This window comes from Knoellia sp. B-D-2 (assembly GCF_057714695.1).
This window is the reverse complement of the sequence record NZ_CM173189.1, coordinates 252,913-276,037: the sequence shown is the minus strand read 5'-3', so window position 1 is coordinate 276,037 and position 23,125 is coordinate 252,913. Positions and strand designations below refer to the sequence as shown.

Below are 23,125 nucleotides of genomic sequence, written 5' to 3'. Positions count from 1 at the left end.
CGGGCCGACGACGTACCGCCACCCCAAGAGGCCCGGGGCTCAGAGGCACGGCGTCAGCAGCACTCCACTCGGGGCGACATCGCGTCGCGCCCGCGAGCAGCCCCAGACCCACTCCGATGATCCCGACAGTGCCCAGCCCGAGCGCGTCACCGGGCTCGAGAACACCAGCGACGCCACCAGGGGACCACCACCACCGACGACCCGGTGAGGAACCCCCACGAGCCCCGGTGGGCGCGGTCGGCCAGCGTCTACTCTGGGGTATGCGCATTCGCACCGCTGCGGCCGGCCTCGTCGCCGCCCTCAGCCTCTCCGCCTGCGGCGGCGCCCTGCCCGACAACCTGCGCGGTGGCGGTTCGCACAGCAGCACCCACGACGCGTCACCGACCTCCGACACGGGGGCTGCCGCCGTGCCCGAGCCGCCCGAGGTCGCCCTGAGGGCCGGCGAGACGTTCCAGGAGCTGACCCTCCCGGCGAAGTACACACCCAAGGCACCCTTCGGCACCGGCACCGACGACTACCGCTGCTTCCTCGTGGACCCCGCCTTCGCGCAGGACATGATCGTCAGCGGCATCAAGGTCATGCCCGACAACCCGGCGGCCGTGCACCACGTCATCCTCTTCAAGGTCGACCCCGACAGGGTCGCGGCGGCCGACGCCGCCGACGCCAAGGACGAGGGCGAGGGCTGGACCTGCTTCGGCGGCTCCGGAGTGGACAACGGCCCCGGCGCCCAGCTCAACAACGCCGAGTGGGTCGGCGCCTGGGCACCCGGCGGCGGTGAGCGCGTCATGGCCGAGGACATCGGCATCCCGCTCGCCAAGGGCTCGCGCATCGTCATCCAGATGCACTACAACCTGCTCGCCGGAGGAGGCGCCGACCAGAGCAGCGCCCGTCTCCGGCTGAGCCCGGCCATTGCCGGCGACAAGACGCCGCTCGAGACGATGTTGCTGCCCGCACCCGTCGAGCTGCCGTGCCGCCCCGGCACACCGGGCGAGCTGTGCGCGCGCACCCCGGCCGTGGCCGACATCCGGGCCCGCTTCGGCGAGCAGGTGGCCACCGCCGACCTGCTCCACCTCCTCTGTGGCGAGACCAGGCCCGGCCCGACCCAGTCCTGCACGAGACCGGTCCGGGAGGCCGGCCGGATCCGCGCCGTGGCCGGCCACATGCACCTGCTCGGCAAGTCCATCACCGTCGACGTCAACAAGGGCACCCCCCAGGCCCGGCGGGTCCTCGACGTGCCCGTCTGGAACTTCGACGACCAGGCTGCCGTGCCCCTCGCCAAGCCGGCCCTCGTCGACAAGGGCGACACGCTCACCGTGACCTGCACCCACGACCAGGTGCTGCGTGACGTCCTGCCGGCCTTCAAGGACCTGCGTGAGCGCTACGTCGCCTGGGGCGAGGGGACCACCGACGAGATGTGCCTCGGCATCGTCCTGCTCACCCGCGAGAGCTGAGCACGATCTCCGCGGCCTCGTCGACGCCGTCGACGAGGTGCACGACCCGGCCCAGCCCGCGGTCCCGGCCCAGCGCCTCGATGGCCGGCCACACAGGGACCTCGCGCGACCAGTGGTCGACGCCCACGAGCACCAGCGGCGCCAGGGTGCGGCTCTCCTCGGCGTAGTACAGCGGTGTGATCGACTGGAAGATCTCCTGCACGGTCCCCGCGGCGCCGTGCAGCACGACGAGCCCGGCGTTGGCGCGCGCCAGCAGACCGTCCTCGCGCACGGCGTTGCTGAAGTACTTCGCGATGCCGTTGCAGAACACGTTTGGCGGCTCGTGCCCGTAGAACCACGTGGGGATGCCGATCGACCGGACGGCGCTCTCCCGCAACGGGATCTGTACGATCTCGTCGTAAGCCTCCAGTGCGACGCGAGCCCAGTCCGTGATCGAGGGGTGGAACGACGCCGTTCCGGCCAGACGTCGGAGCGCGCCGTCCAGCACCGTTTCCGACGGGCACAGCGCCCCGAGGTTGGCCGCCTCCATCGCGCCCGGGCCGCCGCCGGTGGCGACGACGAGCCCCGCGTCGGCGAACCGGTGGGCGAGACGGGCCGCACCGGCATACGCGTCGGTCCCGCGCGCCAGCGCGTGCCCGCCCATGACGCCGACGACGGGGGCGCCGTGGAGGTACTCGGTGAGGGCGTCGCTCACCGAGTCGTCGTGGACGGCCCGGAGCAGGTTCACGAAGGCGTCGTGGTGCAGGGTCGCGTCCCGCGACCAGTGGTAGGCCAGGGCGTCCGGGGTGCCCTCGTAGCCGCGCTCGAGCAGACCGGCGTAGAGCTCGTGGGGCTGGTAGAGCGTCGCCCGGTAGGGGTTCACCGGGGCGTGCGGGTCCGTGGGGAAGACCAGCGCGCCGTGGAGCCGCAGGTGCGCGTCGAGCGCGGGGGAGAGGCGGCCGCCGAGGACGACGATGCCGTCGAGGTCCGTCCGGGCGAGGAGCTGTTGCTCACGCCCGGTGAGGTCGAGGTCCTGGATCCGCAGGCCCCGCAGTGACCCGCCGCCGGCCAGCGTGGCGTCGAGGTCGTGCAGGGTCTCGATCTCGGTCATGCGCCCATCCTGCCCCGGTGGCGGTTGCCGACCCGTCTCCGGCGCCGCCGTCTCTCGCTAGGGTCGGGTCATGGCCGCCGTGACCCAGAAGTCCGTCCTCTCGTCCGTCCCGACCCAGCTCCTCATCGGCGGCGAGTGGCGCGACTCGCTCAGCGCGACGACCTTCCCCGTGCACGACCCGGCCACCGGGTCGGTCCTCGTCGAGGTCGCCGACGCCACCATCGCGGACGGGACGGCGGCCCTGGACGCAGCCGTTGCGGCACAGGCGGACTGGGCCGCGACGGCACCGCGCGAGCGGGCCGAGATCCTGCGGCGCGCGTTCGAGCTGCTCGCGGCGCGGACCGACGAGCTCGCCCTGCTCATGACCCTCGAGATGGGCAAGCCGCTCGCGGAGTCGCGTGGCGAGGTCACCTACGGCGCCGAGTTCCTCCGGTGGTTCAGCGAGGAGGCCGTGCGGATCCACGGGCGGTATGCCGTCAACCCGGCGGGCGGCTCACGCCTGCTCACGCTGCAGAAGCCGGTCGGACCGACGTTCATGGTCACGCCGTGGAACTTCCCGCTGGCCATGGGCACCCGCAAGATCGGTCCGGCGGTGGCCGCCGGCTGCACGATGGTCGTCAAGCCCGCCGGCGAGACGCCGCTGTCGATGCTGGCCCTCGCCGCGGTGCTCGAGGAGGCGGGCCTCCCGCCGGGCGTCCTCAACGTCATCACCACCTCGTCGACCGCGGAGGTCTCGGAGCCGATCATCCGCGACCCGCGGCTGCGCAAGCTCACCTTCACCGGGTCCACCAGCGTGGGCAGGCGGCTCGTCGAGCAGTCCGCGGAACAGCTGCTGCGCGTCTCGATGGAGCTCGGCGGCAACGCCCCCTTCCTCGTGTTCGAGGACGCCGACCTCGACGCGGCGGTCGACGGAGCGATGCTCGCCAAGATGCGCAACATCGGTGAGGCCTGCACCTCGGCCAACCGCTTCCTCGTGCACGCGTCCGTCGTCGACGACTTCTCGGCGGCGCTCGCCCGGCGGATGGGCGCGCTCACCGTCGGCAAGGGCACCAAGGCCGGCGTCGATGTCGGCCCGCTCATCACCGAGACCGCCCGCGACGGCGTCGACGAGCTGGTCCGCGACGCCGTCGACCGTGGAGCCAGGGTGCTCACCGGGGGAGAGAAGGTCGCCGGACGCGGGCACTTCTACGCGCCGACCGTCCTCGTGGACGTGCCCGCCGGGGCGCGGGTGCTCACGGAGGAGATCTTCGGCCCGGTGGCACCGGTCACGACGTTCACCGACGAGGACGACGCCGTCCGGCAGGCCAACGCGACCGAGTACGGCCTCGTGGCGTACGCGTACACCCGCGACCACGCCCGCGTGCTGCGCCTCAGCGAGGCCCTCGACTTCGGCATGGTCGGCGTCAACACGGGCATCGTGTCGAACGCCGCGGCCCCCTTCGGCGGCGTCAAGCACTCGGGCTTCGGGCGCGAAGGCGGGTTCGAGGGGATTCACGAGTACCTCGAGACCACCTATGTCTCCCTCAACCCCTGACGCCGACTCCCTGCGTCCGCAAACCTGGTCGCGTTCCCGACCAGGTTTGCGGACGCAGGCGGGTCCGTAGGGTGGGCGCATGACCGACGCCGAGCAGACCGCGTCGATCGACGACCTCTCGGAGGCGGTCCGGGCGTCCGGGGGCGCCATCGACGCACAGACCGCCCTCTGGGGAGCCATGTTCGCGCTCGACAGGTGGTGGTTCGTCGCCCGCGGCACGCCGCCGGACGTCGGCCCCCTGGTGGGCACGGTCGACGGCGCCCCCTCCCTGCTCGCCTTCACCTCCGGCGCCCGCGCACGGGAGTTCGCCCTGGCCAACGGGTTCAGCGAGGAGCAGGCCGGCCTGTCGCTGGCCGTGCCGAGCCCCCAGGTCCTCGACCTGTGCGACCAGCTCGCCGAGCACGGGGCGCAGAGGGTCGTGGTCGACCAGGGCACGCTCGGGTTCTTCGCCCCGCTCGCCCAGCTCCGCGCCATCCACGGCTTCCTCCCATGAGCAGGCGCGTCACGTCGGTCACGGTCCTGCTGTGCGCCGCCTTGGCGCTCGGTGGCTGCGGTGACGTCAACAAGGGCTCGGCCAAGGCCGCGGACTTCGAGCGCGCCCTCACCGCCCAGCACGGTGACGTCCTCGACGGCGTCTCGAGCTCCGCCGACAACGTCCTGCCCTGGTCGGGGTCCTTCCACGCGACGGTGACGGTGCGCCCGGACGCGACGGCGCAGACCCTCACCGAGGTCGAGGATGCGGTCGCCGCCCTGCTCGAGGGCTCCCGTGACACCGCCAGCCTGCGGGCCAACGGCCTCGAGATCTGCACCGCGGGGGACCGGAGGGCGCAGCACCTCGCCCTGCGCGAGGAGCTGCGGGCGCAGTCCCGTTCGCTGCTCGGCCGGCTGGACTGCGACACGTATGCCGGTGACCTGGCCGACGCCGCCGCGGACATCGCGGTGGTCCAGTCCGCCCTCGCGTCGGCGGGTGCTGCTCGCGACCTCCCCGTCGACGGGAGGATCTCCGCGCCGCGGGGCGAGCTCGAGGGCCTGTGGCGCGACCTCACCCCGCACCTCGCGCAGGCCCTCGGCGCACTCGATGCGTCGGACCTCAACACCTTCGCCCTCGACGGGTCCGCGCTCGAGCTCATCGTGCAGCCCGGAGTCGACCCCGTCGCCGTCCGGACGGCCGTGGCCGCCGTCGCACCCGACGTGGCCGTGACGGTGCGCACCGGGGGCGCACACCCCGAGGACACGGCCCCGCCGGCCTTCGCCGGGCCGTTGAGGACCGACCTCGGCGCCCTCCCCGGCGTGGTGTCGGCGCGGTTCGTGTCGTCCTCGCTCGTCGTCGTCCGGGTGTCCTCGGCCGCGGACGTCGCACCGACCGTCCGGGCAGCCGTGGCCCTGTCCGCGGCGCACGGGTCGGTGCGGCTGCACGTCACGACCCAGGCGAGCGACCACCCGCTGTGGACCGTCGACCGGGGCGCCGACTTCGAGGTCGGCACCGACCCCGGGGCCGACCTCGCCGCGGACCTCGCCGACTTCGCCGCCCTCGTCGCGGACCCGGGCATCGGCTCGGTCGGCTGGCGCGAACCCGGTGCCTCGGGAGCCCGGCGACAGGTGACCATCTCGGCGCCCGCCGGTGGGGACCTGCGCACCGTGCTCCCGGTCGTCAAGCGTCACGTCCCGGTCGGGAGCGGCCTCAACCTCCACCTGGGCGACGACGACTACTCCCTCGACGTCGCCCACCGCCTCGAGCAGGCCGACGGCCGCAGCCGTGAGCTGCCCGCCACGTTCGTCGACACCTGGAACGCCCTGCCCTGAGAAGGCCGCCCCGCCGGGCACAATGGCGCACGTGACCTCACCCGTGCCCGGACGCCGCTCGGCCCTGACCTGGGTGGCGCCCCTGCTCGTGCTCGCGCTCGTCGTGGGCCTCTGGTGGGTGGTCACCCGCGACGCCGCACCGGGTGCCGACGAGGCGCCCGGCGCCCGGGCGACGGCCACCGCACCCACGATTCCGGGCGGGCCGGCCTCCCCCTCCGCGGACGACACCCCCGACTCCGGGCTGGCGACGATCGCGGAGTCGAGGCTCCCGCGCGAGGCGAGGGCGACGCTCGCGCTCATCCGGGCGGGCGGCCCCTACCCCTACGACCAGGACGACCGGACCTTCCAGAACCGTGAGGGGATCCTGCCCCGGCAGGCGCGCGGCTACTACCGTGAGTACACCGTCGAGACAACGGGTTCCGACGACCGCGGGGCACGTCGGATCATCACCGGACGGGACGGCGACCGGTACTGGACCTCGGACCACTACGACAGCTTCCGCCAGATCCAGGAGGGTCAGTGATGATGCGCCACCTCGGCGACCGCGTGGACCTCGACGGGCTCGTCGCCGACGCGGTGGAGGAGGGCCGCGAGGTCCAGGTCATCCCCGCGCGGTCGACCAAGGAGGAGGCGCTCGCGGCCTTCTCCGAGACCCTCAACTTCCCCGAGTGGTTCGGGATGAACCTCGACGCGCTCGCGGACTGCCTCGACACCTTCGCCCGCGAGAGCGAGGGACAGGGGGAGTGGGAGCTCGTCTGGGACGGGGTCGCGGCGCTGCGCCGCGACGACCCGCGCACCCTCGCGGGCATCGAGGGCATCCTCGACGAGCTGCAGCAGGAGCACCCGCACGTGCACGTCACCGTCATCGAGCGCTGAGCCCCTCCGAGCAGGGCACGGCGGTGGCACGTGGACCCTGGCCACCACACCCGACCTCCGTCCCTCCGCCGCGCGACTGAGCGACGTCGTGCGCGGCGTCGACGACTCCCGGCTCGACGACCCCACCCGTGCGCGGGCCGCACGGTGTCCCAGCTCCTCGGGCACCTGCACGGGCTGACCGCGGGCGGGGTCGACCTCCCCGCCGAGGTCATGGGCAGGTTCGCGCTCGCTGGGATCACGGTCCACGCGTGGGACCTCGCGATGGCCACCGACCAGGACATCGACCTCGAGCCGATCCTCGTCCGGAGCGGCCGCGACCCCGGCTGGCGGGCGGTCCGGCCGGGCTGACCGCACTGGCAGGATGGCGGGTGTGACGACGCCCAGCGACACCCGAGTGACCCTGTCCGAGATCATGCGTGGGACCGAGGCCAACCTCCTCGGCACCGTCCACGGGGGCCACCTCATGAAGGCGGTCGACAGCATCGCCGGGGTCGTCGCCAACCGCTACGCCGGCGGGCCGGCCGTCACCGCCGCCATGGACGAGATGACCTTCGTGACCCCGGTGCGCGTCGGCGACATCCTCCACTCCACGGCCCAGCTCAACTGGGCCGGCCGGTCCTCGATGGAGGTCGGGGTGCGCGTCGAGGTCGACCGCTGGGACTCCGTCACCGAACGCGTCCACGTCGCCAGCGCGTACCTCGTCATGGTGGCCATCGACGCGGACGGCCGACCCGCGACCGTCCCCGCCCTCGAGCTCGTGACACCCGAGGAGCGACGTCGCTTCCGCGAGGCCGGGATCCGCCGCGAGCACCGCCTCGCCCGTCGCAACGCCATCGAGGCGTCGCGCGAGACCGGGACCGGGACCGGGACCGGGGAGCGGGCGTGAGCCGCCGCTCCGTCGCCGTCCTCGGGTCGACCGGCTCGATCGGCACGCAGGCCCTCGACGTCATCGGCCGCAACCGTGACCGCTTCACCGTCGCCGCCCTGTCCGCCGGCAGCAACATCGGCCTCCTCGCCCGCCAGGCGGTCGACTTCGAGGTGCCGCTCGTCGCCCTCGCGTCCGGCTCCTCCGACGACCTGCGCGCAGCGATCGGTGCGTATGCCGCGAGCCTGCGGCGCGGGTCCCACGCTCTGCGTGGGCCGGCATACGCACCTGAGATCGTGGTCGGGGAGGACGCGGCCGAGGAGGCCGCACGCGTCGGCGCCGACGTCGTCCTCAACGGGGTGACGGGCTCGATCGGCCTGCGGCCCACGCTCGCCGCGCTCGCGGCCGGCTCCATCCTCGCGCTGGCCAACAAGGAGTCGCTCATCATCGGCGGCGACCTCGTCAGGCGCGCTGCCAGGCCCGACCAGATCGTCCCGGTGGACAGCGAGCACAGCGCCATCGCCCAGTCGCTGCGCGGCGGTCGCGCCGAGGAGGTGCGCCGGCTCGTCGTCACGGCGAGCGGCGGGCCGTTCCGCGGACGCAGCCGGTCCGAGCTCGCCGACGTCACGCCGGAGCAGGCGCTCGCGCACCCGAACTTCTCCATGGGGCGGGTCATCACGACGAACTCGGCCACGCTCGTCAACAAGGGGCTCGAGGTCATCGAGGCGCACCTGCTCTTCGACATCCCGTTCGACCGGATCGACGTCTTGGTCCACCCGCAGCAGCAGATCCACTCGATGGTCGAGTTCCGCGACGGCTCGACGATCGCCCAGCTCGGCCCGCCGCGCATGCTCGTCCCGATCGCGCTCGGCCTCTCGTGGCCCGACCGGCTCGACGACATCGACGTGCCCTGCGACTGGTCGACGGCGCAGTCGTGGGACTTCGCACCCCTGGACGACGACGCGTTCCCGGCGGTGAGGCTGGCCCGCCGGGTGGGGGAGGCCGGAGGGACCTTCCCGGCCGTCTACAACGCCGCCAACGAGGTCGCGGTCGACGCGTTCCACGAGGGTCGGATCGGCTTCCTCGACATCGTCGACTCGGTGGCGCGGGTGGTGGACGCGCATACTGGGAGAGAATCCGACGCCTCGACCGTTGAGGGAGTGCTCGACGCCGATGCGTGGGCCCGGGAGCAGGCGGCCGTCGAGCTGGGCCTCTGAACCCGGCCGAAGACTGAGAGGGGACTGAGGTGCGGAGAGCATGACCGTCGTCGCGTACGTGGTGGGCGTCGTCGTCCTCGCGTTCGGGGTCGCCGCCTCGATCGCCCTGCACGAGGTCGGGCACCTCGTGCCGGCCAAGCGCTTCGGCGTCCGGGTCACCCAGTACATGGTGGGTTTCGGGCCGACGATCTGGTCCCGGCGTCGCGGGGAGACCGAGTACGGCCTCAAGGCGATCCCGCTCGGCGGCTACATCCGGATGATCGGGATGTTCCCGCCGCGCCCCGGCGACGACCCCACGAAGATGCGGGTGTCCTCGACCGGTCGGTTCAGCCAGCTCGCCGACGAGGCGCGCAAGGCCTCGCTCGAGGAGATCAAGCCCGGCGACGACCAGCGCGTGTTCTACCGGCTGCCCGTGCACCGCAAGGTCGTCGTCATGCTCGGCGGGCCGGTGATGAACCTCCTCATCGCCGTCGTGCTGCTCACCATCCTCGTCACCGCCCACGGCATCCCCACGTCCCGCCCGGGTGCCGTCGTCGCCTCCGTCGCCGAGTGCGTCAAGACGGTCGAGGAGGCCAGGACCGACCCGAGCTGTGTGGGCGCCCCCGCCACGCCGGCCAACGCGGCCGGCATCCTCCCGGGCGACGAGATCCGGTCGATCAACGGCGAGCCGGTCGACCGGACCGCAGACGTCGGGCGCATGGTCCGCCCGCGGGTGGGGCAGCCGACCGAGATCGTCGTCCTGCGCGACGGCACCGAGCAGACACTCACCGCCACCCCGATCCTCAACACCCTCCCGGCCTACGACGACGCGGGCCAGCCGATCCTCGACGCCGACGGCACCCAGCGCGTCGTCGAGACCGGCTACCTCGGCATCTCGTCGGCGGCGCCGTTCGACTACGAGCCCCAGTCGGTCACCGCGGTCCCCGCGATCCTCGGGCAGGGGCTGGCCACCACCGCCGGCGCCATGGTCCGGATCCCGCAGCGGATGGTCGGCGTGTGGCAGGCGGCGTTCTCCGGGCAGGAGCGCGACATCGAGAGCCCGATGTCCGTGGTCGGCGTCGGCCGCGTCGCCGGCGACGTCTCCGCGGGCAAGCTCGACCGCATCGTCGGGGAGTCCTCGGCCGACAAGGCCTGGTTCCTCGTCCAGCTCATCGCCTCGCTCAACCTCATGCTCTTCGTCTTCAACCTCATCCCCCTGCTGCCGCTCGACGGCGGCCACGTCGCCGGGGCACTGTGGGAGGGCACGAAGAAGGGCTGGGCCCGCCTGCGCGGCAACCCCGACCCCGGTCCGGTCGACGTCGCCAAGGCCCTCCCGGTGGCGTATGCCGTCTCGCTCGGTCTGCTCGTCATGTCGGCGCTGCTCATCTACGCCGACATCGTCAACCCGATCAACCTCGGCGGCTGACCGGCCCCAACTCGCCCATTCCCCGTTGGGCACGCGACACGCCGTGTCCCCAACGGGGGAAATGGCGAGTTGGGCGCGGGGGGACGCACGCGCGTGCGGGTGGGCGGACGGCATACCGGATACTGGACCGCATGACTGTTGGTCTCGGTATGCCGTCCCTGCCCCCGCCCGTGCTGGCCCCCCGTCGCAAGACGCGCAAGATCAAGGTCGGCAAGGTCGAGGTCGGCGGGGACGCCCCGATCTCGGTGCAGTCGATGACGACGACGCCGACGACCGACATCAACGCCACGCTGCAGCAGATCGCCGAGCTCACCGCCACGGGCTGCGACATCGTGCGGGTCGCGTGCCCGAGCCAGGACGACGCCGAGGCCCTGCCCGCCATCGCCCGGAAGTCGCAGATCCCCGTCATCGCCGACATCCACTTCCAGCCGAAGTACGTCTTCGCCGCGATCGACGCCGGCTGCGCCGCGGTCCGCGTCAACCCGGGCAACATCCGCAAGTTCGACGACCAGGTCAAGCAGATCGCCGCTGCCGCCAAGGACGCGGGCGTGTCCATCCGGATAGGCGTCAACGCCGGCTCGCTCGACCCGCGGCTGCTCGCGAAGCACGGCAAGGCCACCGCCGAGGCGCTCGTCGAGTCGGCCGTGTGGGAGGCCGGGCTCTTCGAGGAGCACGACTTCCACGACTTCAAGATCTCGGTGAAGCACAACGACCCCGTCGTCATGGTGCGCGCCTACGAGATGCTGTCCGAGCGCGGTGACTGGCCCCTGCACCTCGGCGTCACCGAGGCCGGCCCCGCCTTCCAGGGCACGATCAAGTCGGCGACCGCATTCGGAGCGCTGCTGTCCAAGGGCATCGGCGACACGATCCGCGTCTCGCTGTCGGCGCCCCCCGTCGAGGAGGTCAAGGTCGGCAACCAGATCCTCCAGTCGCTCAACCTCAAGCCGCGCAAGCTCGAGATCGTGTCGTGCCCCTCGTGCGGCCGCGCGCAGGTCGACGTCTACACGCTCGCCGAGCAGGTCACCGCCGGGCTCGAGGGCATGACCGTGCCGCTGCGCGTCGCCGTCATGGGCTGCGTCGTCAACGGTCCCGGCGAGGCCCGCGAGGCCGACCTCGGTGTCGCGTCCGGCAACGGCAAGGGCCAGATCTTCGTCAAGGGCGAGGTCATCAAGACGGTTCCCGAGTCGATGATCGTCGAGACCCTCATCGAGGAGGCCATGCGGATCGCGGAGGAGATGGGCGAGCCGATGGACGAGGAGTCCGCGGGCGCCCCCAGCGTCACGGTCAGCTGAGTCACGCTCGGCTGAACCCGCGCAGCGAGCCACGTCTGCTCCTAGGCTGGGCCTGTGCTGCGCACCCGTAACCCGGTGAGGTCCCTCACCCGTGCCGACCTCGACGACGCCCTCGAGCTGTGCTCGCGCAACCCCGCGGCGCACGTCTTCGTGGCCGCCCGCCTCCTCGAGTGCGCCCCGACCGGGTCCTTCGACTCCGCGCTGGCCGTGCGGGACGACGGGCGGCTCGGCTCGATCTGCTGGGCCAGCGCCAACATCGTCCCCGTCGAGTCCGACGCCTCGTCGCGGGCCATGTACGCCGAGCGGATGCGCCGCTGGCGGGGGCGGGTCGCCTCGCTGCTCGGGCCCCGCGAGGAGGTCGTCGAGCTGTGGCACGCGCTCGAGCCGCACTGGGGGCCGCCCCGTGCGGTGCGCTCGCACCAGCCGCTGCTCTCGACGTCCACCACGCCGTCGGCGCTCGGGGTCGAGCTCGACCCTCGGGTGCGACCGGCCCGGGCCGAGGAGGTCGACCTCGTGCTGCCGGCGGCGGTGCACATGTTCACGGCGGAGATCGGCTACCCGCCCTACACCGGGTCGCCGCGCAGCTACCGCGGATCGCTGGCCTCGCTCATCGCCCGCGGTCACACCTACGTCGTCGTCGAGGACGGCGAGGTCGTCTTCAAGACTGACATCGGGTCGCTCGCCATCGGTTGCGCCCAGCTGCAGGGGGTGTGGCTCGCCCCCCACCTGCGCGGCCAGGGCCTGGCGGTGTCGATGCTCGCCTCGGTGATGGAGCAGGTGATGGCCGGGCAGGCGCCGATGGTCTCGCTCTACGTCAACGACTTCAACGCAGCCGCGCTCGCGACCTACGACCGGCTCGGGTACACCCCGGTGGGGGACTTCACCACCGTCCTCCTCTGACGGCGCCCTGGTGGCCCCGGTCCTCACCAACGCGTGACATGGCGCGCGCTCGTGAGGACCGTGAGCCTCCACAGGTGGTTCCCGGCGGCTCGCCCGTCCACAGATCGGCCCCGGGCCGGCTGCTTGCGGCCTCGGGTGGCGCGACGCTGGACCGATGGAGAAGGCGAGCCGGCAGCAGGTCGGGGCTGTGCTGGCCGCCGACCACGGGGGAGTCGTGCATCGCAAGGCCCTGCGGGAAGCCGGCCTCACGCGACACCACGTCCGCACCGAGGTCCTCGCCGGACGGTGGCGCTCGCTCGGCCTGCACACCGTCCGCGTGCTCGAGGTGCCCCATGAGCCGGTGGCCGACCTGTGGCGGGCGGTGTGGGAGTCCGGTCCCGGTGCGGTGCTCGACGGCGCTGCCGCGCTCGTGGCCCACGGCCTGACCGGCTTCACCCCGGCCTCGATCGACGTGAGCCTCCCGCGGTCGGCGTCGGTGCGCCGGGTCGAGGGAGTGACGTCCCACCAGCGTCGCGTCCTCGAACGGGTCTCCGGTGCCGGGGTCCCGAGGCTGGCGCCGGAGTGGGCCACCATCCACGCGGCCCAGTGGGCGGTGAGCGACCGGCTGGCCGCCCTGCTCGTGTGCCTCCCGGTCCAGCAGCGCCTCGTGCGCACCGGTCGGCTGCTGGAAACCTGGCGCGACGTGGGCGATCACCCCGCCGGTCCTTCCTCGGCTGTGTGATCCCCGACGTGTGCGACGGCGCGCACTCGCTCGGTGAGCTCGACTTCGGCACCTGGTGTCGCAGGTACGGCCTGCCGGTCCCTCTGCGCCAGAGCCTGTGAACCACCGCGTCCGGCCGCGTCCACCTCGACGTCGAGTGGGAGGGCCTCGTCGTGGAGATCGACGGTGGCCACCACCTCCTCGGACTCAACCCGACGGCCGACGCCCTCCGCGCCAACGAGGTGGCGCTGGGCTCGACCCGAGTGCTGCGCATCCCCCTGCTGGGGCTGAGGCGCGAGCCCTCCCGCTTCATGGAGCAGGTCGCGCGCGGGCTCGGGCTCCCGGTCCTCGCAAGCGCGTGACATACCGCGCGTTCACGAGGACCGTGCATGATGGGCGCAGACCCAACCCCCCCATCCTCGAGGAGGACCCCATGGCACGTGGCGTCATCAAGCTCGCCGCCCTCGCCGGCCTGGCCAAGCAGGCCCGCGACTACGCCCGCAAGAACCCCGACTCCGTCTCGTCGACGATCGGCAAGGTCGAGGACGCCGTGAGCCGCAAGGTCGGCCCCAAGTACGCCGCCCACGTCGGCAAGGGTGGCAAGGCCGTCCGCTCGGGCCTCGGCATCCCCGAGACCCGCCCCACACCCGGGGTGAGGCCGACCTCCACCGACGGCACCGTCCCGCCGGCCGCACCGCCCACGACCCCCTCCGCCTGACGACGGACCTCCGACGCCCCCGCTGCCCCGCGCACTGGGGGCGTCGGCGTCCCTAGGATGGCGCGTATGCCGCAGACGACCCCGCCGCTCGACAAGGCCACCCTCGGCCTGGTGACGCTCTTCCTCACCTCCGGCACCACCCACCTCGTCCGCCCGCAGGTCTTCGAGGGGATGGTGCCCCACGTCCTGCCGCGCCGGCGTGAGCTCGTCTACGTCAGCGGCGTCGCCGAGATCGCCTGTGCGCTCGGCCTGCTCCACCCGCCCACCCGCAAGATCGCCGGGCTGGCCAGCGCGGCCCTGCTCGTCGCCGTCTTCCCCGCCAACCTCCAGATGAGCGCGTCCCACGCCAAGCGGGCCCAGCGCAGGGAGGACACCGCCTCCACGGCCTTCTTCGCCGGGACGCTGGCCCGGCTGCCGCTGCAGTGGCCGCTCATCCGCACGGCCCTGCGCGCCGCCGGCCGCCTCTGACCCGCCCGGCGGTCAGGTGGGGGAGCCCTAGGCTGGCCCCATGGCCGCCTTCGAGTTCACCCGCAGCACCGTCGTCGCCGCGTCGCCCGCCGTGCTCCACGGCCTCATCAACGACTTCCACCGCTGGGAGGCGTGGTCGCCGTGGGAGGACGTCGACCCGGACCTGCGCCGCGCCTACTCCGGCCCCGACTCGGGCGTGGGTGCCCGCTACGAGTGGCGCGGCAACCGCCAGGCCGGTGAGGGCTCGATGGAGATCACGCGCTCCAGCGCCGAGCGGATCGGCGTCGACCTGCACTTCACCAAGCCCTTCAGGGCCGAGCACGAGATCGAGCTCGTCCTGACGCCCGTGGCCGAGGGCACAAAGGTGGACTGGGTCATGCGCGGCAACAACACCGGGCTCGCGGCGGTGTTCGCCAGGGTCATGCCGACCGAGAAGATGGTGGGCAAGGACTTCGAGAAGGGCCTGGCCCGGCTCAAGCGTGCCGCCGAGTCCGACTCGACCGGCTGACCCGACCTGACCCGGTGCGCGACGCCCGCGTCGCGCGCGCCGTCTCGAGGCTCACGGCTTCCATCCCAGCCCCGCGTCGGCGAGGGCTGCGTCGAGCATCCCCAGCGCCTTGGGCCCCATCCCGTGCAGCCCGAGGACGTCGGCGCGGCGCCACTCGCTCAGCTCCTCCAGGGTCGTGATCCCGGCCGCGGCCAGTGCGGCCGCCGCCGGGTTGCTCGTGTGCGGGATCGCACTTCCCATGCGGTCGAGCGTGGCGGTGATGCGGACCCGGTACGCCGTGGCCAGGGCGTCGAGGTCGGCGCGGTAGTCCGCGATGCGGCAGCCCAGACCGTTGCGCTTGACGAGGATCCCCTCGTCGGCCCAGTGAGGCCGGGCCCGGTCGAGGAGGTCCCTCGGCAGGTCGCCGGACGCGTTGGTGACCCGCCACCAGGGGAGCCCGTCGCTGTGGTGGGCCATGAACGACCCGACCTGCCGCGGCCCGATCCCGACGATCTGCCCGAGGTCGCGGTAGCTCACGACCCGGCCCCGCGGCACGAGCTCGACGAGGGTGAGCACCCGCTCGATCGTCAGCTCGCTCGCCATGGCGGTCAGCCTAGGCCGAGGTCTTGACGAGCACCGTGGTCGCGAGACCGAGCGAGCCCACAAGGGGGTTGTGCTCGCTCGGGCCATCGGTGGAGAGTGGCATCGACGGCGTGCCCGGACATGGCCCTCGTCGTCCAGGCCAGCCCGTGCGCCGCCCCGGATGTCCCCACCACCGAGGAGGTCACCATGACGACGGCCCGAGACATCATGCACGCGGGAACGCAGTGCATCGCGGAGGACCAGACGCTCGACGAAGCGGCCAGGATGATGCGGGACCTGGGAGTCGGCTCGCTGCCGATCTGCGGCAACGACCAGAAGCTGCACGGGATCATCACCGACCGCGACATCGTCATCAAGTGCATCGCCGAGGGCAAGGACCCGAGTGCGTGCACCGCTGCCGAACTCGCCCAGGGCAAGGTCACGTGGGTCGACGCCGACACCGACATGGTGACGATCGTCGAGACGATGGGGCGGGAGCAGATCAAGCGCCTGCCGGTCATGGCCGACCACAAGCTCGTCGGCATGATCAGCGAGGCCGACCTCGCCAAGCACCTGGACGACCGGCAGCTGAGCCGGTTCGTCGAGGGGGTCTTCGCCAGGCCCTGACCCACGGCCACACCACGAGCACCCCGCCGAGACGCGGCCCGCCGGGTCGCTGACGGCGAGGTACGGGGAATGGGCGTGAACGGCATACGCCCGCGTCGTTATCCTTGGGCACGTTCCCCCACCCCGATCGATGGAGACCCCCTGTGGCCATGCGCATGTCGTCGCTGTTCCTGCGAACCCTGCGCGAGGACCCGGCGGACGCCGAGCTGCCCGGACACCGGCTCCTCGTGCGCGCCGGCTACATCCGTCGCGCCGCCCCCGGCATCTACACGTGGCTGCCGCTCGGGCTCAAGGTGCTGCGCAAGGTTGAGGCGATCGTCCGTGAGGAGATGGACGCCATCGGGGCGCAGGAGCTGACCTTCCCGGCGCTGCTGCCCCGCGAGCCCTACGAGGCGACGAACCGCTGGACCGAGTACGGCGACAACATCTTCCGGCTCCAGGACCGCAAGGGCGTCGACTACCTGCTCGGGCCGACGCACGAGGAGATGTTCACCCTCGCCGTCAAGGACCTGTACAGCTCCTACAAGGACCTGCCGCTGTCCATCTACCAGATCCAGAACAAGTACCGCGACGAGGCGCGTCCGCGCGCCGGGCTCCTGCGCGGGCGCGAGTTCCTCATGAAGGACTCGTACTCGTTCGACGTGAGCGACGAGGGGCTGCAGGCGTCCTACGACGCGCACCGCGCGGCCTACGTCCGGATCTTCGACCGGCTCGGGTTCGAGTACGTCATCGTCGCCGCGATGTCCGGTGCCATGGGCGGCTCGGCGAGCGAGGAGTTCCTCGCCGTGAGCGAGATCGGCGAGGACACGTTCGTCCGCAACGACGCCGGCACGTATGCCGCGAACGTCGAGGCTGTCGTCGTGCCGCAGGCACCGCAGGTCGACGCCTCGGGTGTGCCGGCCGCGCACGTCGAGGACACCCCCGACACCCCGACGATCGAGACTCTCGTGGCCTCGCTCAACACGAACCACGCGCGCCGGGACGGCCGCGAGTGGACGGCCGCCGACACCCTCAAGAACGTCCTCGTCGTGCTCGTCCACCCGGACGGCACCCGGGAGCCGCTCGCCATCGGCGTGCCGGGCGACCGCGAGGTCGACGCCAAGCGGCTCGAGGCGCAGGTCGGCCCGGCCGAGGTGGCGGCGTTCGAGGAGAAGGACTTCGCGGCGCACCCGATGCTCGCCAAGGGCTACATCGGCCCGGGCGTGCTCGGCGAGGAACGCGAGTCGGGCATCCGCTACCTGCTCGACCCGTCGGTCGCCGAGGGGTCCGCGTGGGTCACCGGGGCCGACGAGCACGGCAAGCACGTCCTCGACCTCGTCCACGGCCGGGACTTCACCGCCGACGGCACGAGCCAGGCCGCCGAGGTGCGCGAGGGCGACCCGAGCCCCGACGGCAACGGCGTCCTGCACACCGCCCGCGGCATCGAGATGGGCCACATCTTCCAGCTCGGTCGCAAGTTCGCCGAGGCGCTCGACCTCAAGGTGCTCGACGAGAACGGCAAGCTCGTCACCGTGACGATGGGCTCCTACGGCGTCGGTGTCTCCCGCGCCGTCGCCGCCGTCGCCGAGGGCACGCTCGACGAGATCGGCCTGTGCTGGCCGCGCGCCGTCGCTCCGGCGGACGTGCACGTCGTCGCGACGGGCAAGAACCGCGACCGCGACGGCGACGTCTTCGCCAAGGCGGACCAGATCACCGCCGCCCTCGAGGCGCAGGGTCTCGAGGTCCTCTACGACGACCGCGAGAAGGTCAGCCCAGGCGTGAAGTTCAAGGACTCCGAGCTCATCGGCATCCCGACGATCGTCGTCGTCGGCAAGTCGCTCGAGAACGGCGTCATCGAGATCAAGGACCGCCGCTCCGGCGAGCGCCGCGAGGTGGCCGTCGAGTCCGCCGTCGACGAGGTGCTGCGCGAGGTGCGCGGGCCGCAGCCCGGGACGGACGCGTGAGCGAGGGGCGCTTGCTCCACGCGGTCATCTTCGACTGGGGCGGCACCCTCACGCCCTGGCACGACGTCGACCTGCCCGAGCAGTGGCGGGTCTACGCCCGCGAGGTGCACGGCGTACCCATCGAGGCGAGCGACATGCCCGCCGAGGACCTGGCCGAGGCCGACTCGCTCGCCCTGCGGATCCACGAGGCCGAGGCCGGGGCGTGGCAGCGGGGACGCACCGACCACACCAGCGCCTCCCTCGAGGCGATCCTCGAGACCGCGGGCGTCGACCCGGCGCACGACCGCCACCACCTGGCCCTCGCGGCATACCGCGGGTTCTGGGAGCCGCACACCCACACCGACGAGCAGGTCCGCCCACTCTGGGAAGGACTGCGGGAGAGGGGTATTCGCATCGGCGTCCTGTCCAACACCATCTGGTCGCGGGAGTACCACCGTGAGGTCTTCGAGCGCGACGGCGTGCTCGACCTGCTCGACGCCGACGTGTACTCGTCCGAGATCCACGTCGTGAAGCCGCACGCCGGCGCCTTCCTCGCCGCGTGCGAGGCCCTCGGCGTCGAGCCGGAGTGCGCGGCCTACGTCGGTGACCGGCCGTTCGAGGACATCCACGGTCCGCAGCAGGTCGGGATGCGCGCCATCTGGGTCCCGCACAGCGACATCCCGGTCGACCAGCAGGTCGACGTCGACGTCACCCCCGACGCGGTGGCGCACGAGCTGCTCGACATCCTCGACATCGTCGACGCCTGGTCGCAGCCGTGACCCGCATGACCGGGGCCTGACCGGGGCATGAACGACCCCGAGCTGACCACGCTGGCGCTCATGGCCCTCGCCGGGTTCGTCGCCGGGTGGATCGACGCCGTCGTCGGCGGGGGAGGACTCATCCAGATCCCCGCGCTGCTCCTCGGGTTCCCGGGTGCGTCGCCGGCGCAGGTGCTCGCGACCAACAAGATCGGCTCGATCGCCGGCACCGTCGCCAGCGCGACCACCTACTGGCGGCGGGTCCGGCCCGACCTGCGCACCGCCCTCCCCATGGCGGCGGTGGCCTACGTGGGCGCCATCGGGGGAGCGCTCATCGGCCTGCACATCCCCAAGTCGGCGTTCAACCCGATCATCCTCGTCATGCTCGTCGCCGTCGGCGGCTACACCCTCGCCAAGCCCGCTCTCGGCACCGACACCGCGCTGCGCTGGGACGGCACCCGGCACACGGTGACGGCGATGCTCGTCGGCTTCGTCATCGGCATCTACGACGGCGCCCTCGGGCCCGGGACGGGCTCGTTCATGGTGTTCGCGCTCGTCGGCCTCATGGGCTACGCGTTCCTCGAGGCGAGCGCCAAGGCCAAGATCGCGAACTTCGCCACCAATCTCGGCGCCCTCACCGTGTTCGCTCCCGGCGGCCACGTCATGTGGAAGGTTGGAGCCGTGATGGCCGCCGCGAACCTCCTCGGGGGCTACGTCGGTGCCCGCACCGCGGTGTCGCGGGGGAGCGGCTTCGTCCGGGCGGTCTTCGTCGTCGTGGTCGCGGCCTTCACCATCCGCATCGGCGGGCAGGTGCTCGGTGTCTGGTGAGCAGGTCGAGGACCTCGTCGACCGGTTGTCCGCCCTCGTCGCGTCGGTGGCGCCACGGCGCGCGGTCCTGGGCATCGCCGGGCCACCGGGAGCCGGCAAGACCACGCTCGTGACGCGGCTGCTCGCTGCTGCCGCCGCCCACCCGTCCCTGTCCGGCCGCGTCGCCCACGTGCCGATGGACGGCTACCACCTGACCAACCGAGAGCTCGACGACCTCGGCCGGCGCGACCGCAAGGGCGCCCCCGACACGTTCGACACGCAGTCGTATGCCGGTGTGCTGGCGGCCGTGCGCAGCGTCCCGCGGGTGCCCGTCGCGGCGCCGAGCTTCGACCACGTCGAGGGGGAGCCGGTGCCGGACTCGCTGCTCGTGCCCGTGGACGCCGACCTTGTGGTGACCGAGGGCAACTACCTCCTCCTCGACGAGGACCCGTGGACCGCCGTCCCCCCGCTGCTCGACGAGGTGTGGTGGTGCGGGCTCGACGCCGACGCCCGGGTCGGCCGACTCGTGTCGCGGCACGTGGGGACCGGGCGGGACACCGACGACGCCACGACGTGGGTGCTGCGCTCCGACGAGGCCAACGCCCGCCGGGTCGAGGGCGGGGACGCACGTGCCGACGTCGTCCTCGTCGACGGCGTCGTCGTCCGGAGCGACCCGACGGCCTGACCTCGGCTCTCGGGACCACCGCGGTGGTTCATGGGTTCCCGACGGGTCCTCCACAGCCGGCATACAGATCGCGCCGCGAACCTCGGTGGCATGACGACGTCCCTCGCACCGAAGGCGCCCCTCGCCGTGCGCCGCGTCCCCCGTCCCGTGCCGCGCTGGTGGCGTGAGGCGTCGGGCCTCCTGCTCTGGGCGCTGCTCGTCGCGGTGACCGGCCTCTGGTCGGCGCACGGAGGCTTCCAGGAGCTCGGCTCCCTCGGCGGGGCCCTCACGTCGACCGGCAGGCTCGCCGGCCTCGTCGCCTCGGCCCTGATCCTCGTGCAGGTCCTGCTCATGGCCCGGGTGCCGTGGTTCGAGCAGGCGTGGGGCCAGGACGAGCTCGCCCGCACCCACCGGCTCGTCGGCTTCACGTCGTTCACCCTGATGGTGGGGCACATCGTCCTCATCGTCCTCGGCTACGCCGCCGCCTCGCCGCTCGGCCTCTGGGGCACCCTCGTCGACCTCGTCGTGGACTACCCCGGCATGCTCCTCGCGGTCGCCGGGACGCTCGCGCTCGTGATGGTCGTCGTCACGTCCCTCAAGAAGGCACGGGCCCGGCTGCGCTACGAGTCGTGGCACCTCATCCACCTCTACGCCTACCTCGGGGCCGGGCTCGCGCTTCCGCACCAGCTCTGGACGGGCTCCGACTTCAACGCGTCGACGAGCGCGACCGTGCTCTGGTGGAGCCTGTATGCCGTCTCGCTCGGTGCCGTGCTCGCCTTCCGGATCGGGGTGCCCCTGTGGCGCTCGCTACGGGCCCCGCTGCGGGTCGTCGACGTGCGCCGGGACGGGCCCGAGGTGACCACCGTGACCGTCGGCGGACCCCGCGTGGCACGGATCCCGGCGAGGGCCGGCCAGTTCTTCCAGTGGCGTTTCGTCGGCGAGGACGGCTGGACCCGGGCGCACCCCTACTCGCTCTCCGCGGCGCCCGACGGCCGGACGCTCCGCTTCACGGCGGCCCACGTGGGCGACGGGACGGCCGCTCTGGCCACGCTACGCCCGGGCACCCGGGTCCTCGTCGAAGGCCCCTACGGCCGGCTCCACGAGGGCGTGCGGACCCGCCGCAAGGTGCTGCTCATGGGCTCGGGCATCGGCATCACTCCGATGCGCGCACTCCTCGAGGAGCTCGACCAGGATCCCGGCGACGTCACGGTCCTGCACCGGGTGCGCTCGGCCGCCGACGCGGTGCTCTTGCAGGAGCTGGCCGACGTGGCCCGTAGCCGGGGTGCGCACTACGTGCTCGTGGACGGGTCGCGCATCGCCGGACGGGCCTCGTGGCTTCCACGGGCCGCCGAGCACCTCACGGACGTCGAGGGCCTGCGACACGTCGTCCCCGACGTGGCCGACCGCGACGTCTACCTGTGCGGGAGCCCGGGGTGGATGACGGCGGCCCGGACCGCGGTTCTCGCGGCCGGCGTCCCTCCCGAGCACGTCCACCTCGAGCGCTTCGCGTACTGACGAGCCCACCCCCGACCTCATCGACCTGACCGACCTGACAGACCAAGGACGCCCCACCATGCGACGCATCACCCTCTGGGCCGCGAGCACGTTGACGATCATCGTGCTGCTCTTCAGCTACCGCACGTCGACCTCGAGCGGTACGACCTCCAGCCTCGTCCAGGATTCCGGATCCGGCACGGTCGCCGCCTCGGGAGGTGGGACGACCTCCGACTCCTCAGGTTCGTCCTCCGACTCGTCCGGTTCGCCGAGTTCGTCCGACTCCGCCGATTCGTCGTCCTCGGGCAGCTCGGGCAGCCAGACGGTGCTCGGCGACGCGGTGTCGACGCGGTTCGGGGACGTGCAGGTCCAGATCACCGTCGTCGACGGCCGGATCACGGCCTCGACGGTGACCCAGGTGCCGTGGCAGGACCACCGGGACCAGGAGATCAACAGCCGTGCCGTGCCGATCCTCGACGAGGAGACGGTCGCGGCGCAGAGCGCCTCCATCGACATGGTGTCCGGAGCGACCTACACGTCACACGGGTACGTCGAGTCCCTGCAGTCGGCCATCGACAAGGCCAACCTGTGATCACCGGCGAGGTCCCGGTCCGGGCGGCGCGCGGTGACCGTCACCGGGCCCCCTGGGGACGAAGGGCGTTCGTGCGCCAGCTCATGGGCCTCCCGCTGAGTGTCCACGTCCGCGCCGAGGAGCCCGACCGCTCCGACGTCGCCGCCGCGGCCGACCGCGTGTTCGCCCACCTCGCCCGTGTCGACCGGGTGCTCAGCACGTGGCGGGCCGACAGCGACCTGCTGCGCCTGCAGCACGGCAAGATCGACGTGGACGAGGCCCACCCGTGGCTCGCGGACGTCGTGGAGCTCTGCCTCGAGGCCGAGGACCGCACCGAGGGGCTCTTCCGCGCCTGGCGCCGCCGGGACGGCGGACGCGTCGTCTTCGACCCGCTGGGGCTGGTCAAGGGATGGGCCGTGGCCGCCGCCGCCGCACACCTCGACACCGTCCCAGGCATCTCCTGGAGCGTCGGAGCCGGCGGTGACGTCGTCGTCGGTGCGGGCCGCGGCATGTCCGGCGTCGAGCCGGTCTGGCGGATCGGCATCGAGGACCCGGCGGACCGCACGAGGGTCGTCGACGTCGTGAGCCTGACACGGGGAGCGGTCGCCACCTCGGGTGCCGCTGCCCGTGGAGCGCACATCGTCGATCCCCGAACGGGCCGAGGTCTGGCCCACCCGGGCTCGGCAACCGTCATCGGTCCGGACTTGCTCTGGGCCGACGTCTGGGCGACCGCCGCCTACGTCGACACGACACGCGCCGACCAGCTCCTGCGCAGGCACGGCCCGGCCTACCGCGTCATCACCCACCGCTTGGGCGAGGAGCCGCGCCGCACGGCCGCGGCCCGCACCTGAGCGACGCCCGGCCACTGTCCTGCAGAACGCGCGACATTCCGCG

General features: G+C 72.6%; 27 protein-coding genes. 25 read left to right on the top strand and 2 right to left on the bottom strand.

What is annotated here, in order from left to right; translation table 11 throughout:
- The first annotated feature begins 260 nt into the window (after window positions 1-260).
- Window positions 261-1,451, top strand: a complete 1,191-nt coding sequence (locus AC3EU2_RS01290; protein WP_488177943.1) for a monooxygenase — start codon at window positions 261-263, stop codon at window positions 1,449-1,451.
- Here AC3EU2_RS01290 and AC3EU2_RS01285 read toward each other — a convergent pair.
- A complete protein-coding gene (locus tag AC3EU2_RS01285) occupies window positions 1,435-2,541 on the bottom strand; it encodes an LOG family protein (protein ID WP_488177942.1) in 1,107 nt (368 codons plus the stop codon). The two genes, AC3EU2_RS01290 and AC3EU2_RS01285, sit on opposite strands and share 17 nt — an antisense overlap.
- A gap of 70 nt (window positions 2,542-2,611) precedes the next feature.
- On the opposite strand from AC3EU2_RS01285, the gene AC3EU2_RS01280 reads away from it, so the two are divergent.
- The 16 genes from AC3EU2_RS01280 to AC3EU2_RS01205 all read left to right on the top strand — a co-directional run bounded on the left by AC3EU2_RS01280 (window position 2,612) and on the right by AC3EU2_RS01205 (window position 14,827).
- On the top strand, window positions 2,612-4,075 hold the full coding sequence (locus AC3EU2_RS01280) for an NAD-dependent succinate-semialdehyde dehydrogenase (protein WP_488177941.1): 1,464 nt from the start codon (window positions 2,612-2,614) through the stop codon (window positions 4,073-4,075).
- A 79-nt stretch (window positions 4,076-4,154) separates the two neighbouring features.
- Window positions 4,155-4,568 (top strand): hypothetical protein, encoded by a 414-nt coding sequence (locus tag AC3EU2_RS01275; protein ID WP_488177940.1) that lies wholly within the window; start codon window positions 4,155-4,157, stop codon window positions 4,566-4,568.
- The gene (locus AC3EU2_RS01270; RefSeq protein WP_488177939.1) at window positions 4,565-5,878 is read left to right on the top strand and encodes a hypothetical protein; all 1,314 of its coding nucleotides are present in this window, start codon (window positions 4,565-4,567) and stop codon (window positions 5,876-5,878) included. The genes AC3EU2_RS01275 and AC3EU2_RS01270 overlap by 4 nt, the downstream gene beginning before the upstream one ends.
- A 22-nt stretch (window positions 5,879-5,900) precedes the next feature.
- On the top strand, window positions 5,901-6,401 hold the full coding sequence (locus tag AC3EU2_RS01265) for a guanyl-specific ribonuclease (protein WP_488177938.1): 501 nt from the start codon (window positions 5,901-5,903) through the stop codon (window positions 6,399-6,401).
- The gene (locus AC3EU2_RS01260; protein ID WP_488179420.1) at window positions 6,401-6,754 is read left to right on the top strand and encodes a barstar family protein; all 354 of its coding nucleotides are present in this window, start codon (window positions 6,401-6,403) and stop codon (window positions 6,752-6,754) included. The genes AC3EU2_RS01265 and AC3EU2_RS01260 overlap by 1 nt, the downstream gene beginning before the upstream one ends.
- A gap of 144 nt (window positions 6,755-6,898) precedes the next feature.
- Window positions 6,899-7,102: a hypothetical protein gene (locus AC3EU2_RS01255; RefSeq protein WP_488177937.1), complete on the top strand. Its 204-nt coding sequence runs from the start codon at window positions 6,899-6,901 to the stop codon at window positions 7,100-7,102.
- A 22-nt stretch (window positions 7,103-7,124) separates the two neighbouring features.
- Window positions 7,125-7,640, top strand: coding sequence for an acyl-CoA thioesterase (locus AC3EU2_RS01250; protein WP_488177936.1), 516 nt, complete (start codon window positions 7,125-7,127; stop codon window positions 7,638-7,640).
- Window positions 7,637-8,836 carry a 1-deoxy-D-xylulose-5-phosphate reductoisomerase gene (gene dxr, locus AC3EU2_RS01245; protein WP_488177935.1) on the top strand — a complete coding sequence of 400 codons (1,200 nt, stop codon included), beginning with the start codon at window positions 7,637-7,639 and terminating at the stop codon, window positions 8,834-8,836. The genes AC3EU2_RS01250 and dxr overlap by 4 nt, the downstream gene beginning before the upstream one ends.
- Window positions 8,837-8,876: 40 nt before the next feature.
- Window positions 8,877-10,241 carry a M50 family metallopeptidase gene (locus AC3EU2_RS01240; protein WP_488177934.1) on the top strand — a complete coding sequence of 455 codons (1,365 nt, stop codon included), beginning with the start codon at window positions 8,877-8,879 and terminating at the stop codon, window positions 10,239-10,241.
- Between the two features lie 131 nt (window positions 10,242-10,372).
- A complete protein-coding gene (gene ispG / locus AC3EU2_RS01235; RefSeq protein ID WP_488177933.1) occupies window positions 10,373-11,533 on the top strand; it encodes a flavodoxin-dependent (E)-4-hydroxy-3-methylbut-2-enyl-diphosphate synthase in 1,161 nt (386 codons plus the stop codon).
- A gap of 54 nt (window positions 11,534-11,587) precedes the next feature.
- A complete protein-coding gene (locus AC3EU2_RS01230; RefSeq protein ID WP_488177932.1) occupies window positions 11,588-12,433 on the top strand; it encodes a GNAT family N-acetyltransferase in 846 nt (281 codons plus the stop codon).
- A 154-nt stretch (window positions 12,434-12,587) separates the two neighbouring features.
- Window positions 12,588-13,154, top strand: a complete 567-nt coding sequence (locus AC3EU2_RS01225; RefSeq protein ID WP_488177931.1) for a hypothetical protein — start codon at window positions 12,588-12,590, stop codon at window positions 13,152-13,154.
- A gap of 152 nt (window positions 13,155-13,306) precedes the next feature.
- Window positions 13,307-13,495 (top strand): hypothetical protein, encoded by a 189-nt coding sequence (locus AC3EU2_RS01220; protein ID WP_488177930.1) that lies wholly within the window; start codon window positions 13,307-13,309, stop codon window positions 13,493-13,495.
- Between the two features lie 71 nt (window positions 13,496-13,566).
- Complete coding sequence (locus tag AC3EU2_RS01215; RefSeq protein WP_488177929.1) at window positions 13,567-13,851, top strand: antitoxin; 285 nt, start codon at window positions 13,567-13,569, stop codon at window positions 13,849-13,851.
- Between the two features lie 66 nt (window positions 13,852-13,917).
- Window positions 13,918-14,319, top strand: a complete 402-nt coding sequence (locus AC3EU2_RS01210) for a DoxX family protein (protein ID WP_488177928.1) — start codon at window positions 13,918-13,920, stop codon at window positions 14,317-14,319.
- A gap of 40 nt (window positions 14,320-14,359) precedes the next feature.
- On the top strand, window positions 14,360-14,827 hold the full coding sequence (locus tag AC3EU2_RS01205) for an SRPBCC family protein (protein ID WP_488177927.1): 468 nt from the start codon (window positions 14,360-14,362) through the stop codon (window positions 14,825-14,827).
- A gap of 51 nt (window positions 14,828-14,878) precedes the next feature.
- On the opposite strand, the gene AC3EU2_RS01200 is transcribed toward AC3EU2_RS01205, so the two are convergent.
- Complete coding sequence (locus AC3EU2_RS01200) at window positions 14,879-15,409, bottom strand: MGMT family protein (protein ID WP_488177926.1); 531 nt, start codon at window positions 15,407-15,409, stop codon at window positions 14,879-14,881.
- A gap of 186 nt (window positions 15,410-15,595) precedes the next feature.
- Here AC3EU2_RS01200 and AC3EU2_RS01195 point away from each other — a divergent pair, with 186 nt between their 5' ends.
- From AC3EU2_RS01195 to AC3EU2_RS01160, 8 genes are all read left to right on the top strand, one after another.
- Window positions 15,596-16,015, top strand: a complete 420-nt coding sequence (locus AC3EU2_RS01195; protein ID WP_488177925.1) for a CBS domain-containing protein — start codon at window positions 15,596-15,598, stop codon at window positions 16,013-16,015.
- A 143-nt stretch (window positions 16,016-16,158) separates the two neighbouring features.
- Window positions 16,159-17,958 (top strand): proline--tRNA ligase, encoded by a 1,800-nt coding sequence (locus AC3EU2_RS01190; protein WP_488177924.1) that lies wholly within the window; start codon window positions 16,159-16,161, stop codon window positions 17,956-17,958.
- A complete protein-coding gene (locus AC3EU2_RS01185; protein ID WP_488177923.1) occupies window positions 17,955-18,716 on the top strand; it encodes an HAD family hydrolase in 762 nt (253 codons plus the stop codon). Before AC3EU2_RS01190 ends, AC3EU2_RS01185 begins: the two co-directional genes overlap by 4 nt.
- A 27-nt stretch (window positions 18,717-18,743) precedes the next feature.
- Window positions 18,744-19,523: a TSUP family transporter gene (locus tag AC3EU2_RS01180; protein ID WP_488177922.1), complete on the top strand. Its 780-nt coding sequence runs from the start codon at window positions 18,744-18,746 to the stop codon at window positions 19,521-19,523.
- Window positions 19,513-20,187 (top strand): nucleoside/nucleotide kinase family protein, encoded by a 675-nt coding sequence (locus AC3EU2_RS01175; RefSeq protein WP_488177921.1) that lies wholly within the window; start codon window positions 19,513-19,515, stop codon window positions 20,185-20,187. The genes AC3EU2_RS01180 and AC3EU2_RS01175 overlap by 11 nt, the downstream gene beginning before the upstream one ends.
- Before the next feature lie 90 nt (window positions 20,188-20,277).
- Window positions 20,278-21,681, top strand: a complete 1,404-nt coding sequence (locus AC3EU2_RS01170; protein ID WP_488177920.1) for a ferredoxin reductase family protein — start codon at window positions 20,278-20,280, stop codon at window positions 21,679-21,681.
- Between the two features lie 58 nt (window positions 21,682-21,739).
- Complete coding sequence (locus AC3EU2_RS01165; protein ID WP_488177919.1) at window positions 21,740-22,252, top strand: FMN-binding protein; 513 nt, start codon at window positions 21,740-21,742, stop codon at window positions 22,250-22,252.
- Window positions 22,253-22,323: 71 nt separating this feature from the next.
- The gene (locus tag AC3EU2_RS01160) at window positions 22,324-23,082 is read left to right on the top strand and encodes an FAD:protein FMN transferase (RefSeq protein ID WP_488177918.1); all 759 of its coding nucleotides are present in this window, start codon (window positions 22,324-22,326) and stop codon (window positions 23,080-23,082) included.
- Window positions 23,083-23,125 lie beyond the last annotated feature (43 nt).

Coding starts and splice junctions, on each gene's coding strand:
- AC3EU2_RS01290 (WP_488177943.1), top strand. CDS start 261: ATGCGCATTCGCACCGCTGCGGCCGGCCTCGTCGCCGCCCTCAGCCTC.
- AC3EU2_RS01285 (WP_488177942.1), bottom strand. CDS start 2,541: ATGACCGAGATCGAGACCCTGCACGACCTCGACGCCACGCTGGCCGGC.
- AC3EU2_RS01280 (WP_488177941.1), top strand. CDS start 2,612: ATGGCCGCCGTGACCCAGAAGTCCGTCCTCTCGTCCGTCCCGACCCAG.
- AC3EU2_RS01275 (WP_488177940.1), top strand. CDS start 4,155: ATGACCGACGCCGAGCAGACCGCGTCGATCGACGACCTCTCGGAGGCG.
- AC3EU2_RS01270 (WP_488177939.1), top strand. CDS start 4,565: ATGAGCAGGCGCGTCACGTCGGTCACGGTCCTGCTGTGCGCCGCCTTG.
- AC3EU2_RS01265 (WP_488177938.1), top strand. CDS start 5,901: ATGGCGCACGTGACCTCACCCGTGCCCGGACGCCGCTCGGCCCTGACC.
- AC3EU2_RS01260 (WP_488179420.1), top strand. CDS start 6,401: ATGATGCGCCACCTCGGCGACCGCGTGGACCTCGACGGGCTCGTCGCC.
- AC3EU2_RS01240 (WP_488177934.1), top strand. CDS start 8,877: ATGACCGTCGTCGCGTACGTGGTGGGCGTCGTCGTCCTCGCGTTCGGG.
- ispG (WP_488177933.1), top strand. CDS start 10,373: ATGACTGTTGGTCTCGGTATGCCGTCCCTGCCCCCGCCCGTGCTGGCC.
- AC3EU2_RS01225 (WP_488177931.1), top strand. CDS start 12,588: ATGGAGAAGGCGAGCCGGCAGCAGGTCGGGGCTGTGCTGGCCGCCGAC.
- AC3EU2_RS01215 (WP_488177929.1), top strand. CDS start 13,567: ATGGCACGTGGCGTCATCAAGCTCGCCGCCCTCGCCGGCCTGGCCAAG.
- AC3EU2_RS01210 (WP_488177928.1), top strand. CDS start 13,918: ATGCCGCAGACGACCCCGCCGCTCGACAAGGCCACCCTCGGCCTGGTG.
- AC3EU2_RS01205 (WP_488177927.1), top strand. CDS start 14,360: ATGGCCGCCTTCGAGTTCACCCGCAGCACCGTCGTCGCCGCGTCGCCC.
- AC3EU2_RS01200 (WP_488177926.1), bottom strand. CDS start 15,409: ATGGCGAGCGAGCTGACGATCGAGCGGGTGCTCACCCTCGTCGAGCTC.
- AC3EU2_RS01195 (WP_488177925.1), top strand. CDS start 15,596: ATGACGACGGCCCGAGACATCATGCACGCGGGAACGCAGTGCATCGCG.
- AC3EU2_RS01180 (WP_488177922.1), top strand. CDS start 18,744: ATGAACGACCCCGAGCTGACCACGCTGGCGCTCATGGCCCTCGCCGGG.
- AC3EU2_RS01170 (WP_488177920.1), top strand. CDS start 20,278: ATGACGACGTCCCTCGCACCGAAGGCGCCCCTCGCCGTGCGCCGCGTC.
- AC3EU2_RS01165 (WP_488177919.1), top strand. CDS start 21,740: ATGCGACGCATCACCCTCTGGGCCGCGAGCACGTTGACGATCATCGTG.